The sequence below is a fragment of the Pseudomonas sp. 65/3-MNA-CIBAN-0223 genome (assembly GCF_040310425.1).
Taxonomy (GTDB): domain Bacteria; phylum Pseudomonadota; class Gammaproteobacteria; order Pseudomonadales; family Pseudomonadaceae; genus Aquipseudomonas; species Aquipseudomonas gregormendelii.
Map to the genome: position 1 here is coordinate 1 of NZ_JBEOPV010000230.1, position 257 is coordinate 257.

1 protein-coding gene is annotated in these 257 nt (G+C 73.2%); it reads left to right on the forward strand.

Translation table 11 applies throughout. The features are described 5' to 3' along the window. The coding region (locus tag AAEZ09_RS28690) for a hypothetical protein (protein WP_350601730.1) at positions 1–257 on the forward strand (257 nt) is incomplete at both ends.

The following is a 257-nucleotide window of genomic DNA, read 5'->3' on the forward strand; positions in this document are numbered from 1 at the left end:
TCTATGCGCACGCGACCTTCGACGGCCTGTGCACGACGAGCCGCGCGTATGGCTGGATCTTCGCGATCGACGACGGCCTGTGCAGCCTGCACGGCGTCGCGCGCGCCCCGGGCGAGCTCGGCGCGCTCTACCTGTGGCTGTACGAAATGATCGCCGACCCGACCGGTCATGATCCGGCGCCGCTGCGCGCCGCGCTGGCGGGGCGCCTGCCGCACCTGGCCGCGTTCCTGCCCGCCCTGCAACGGGCGACGCAGGAC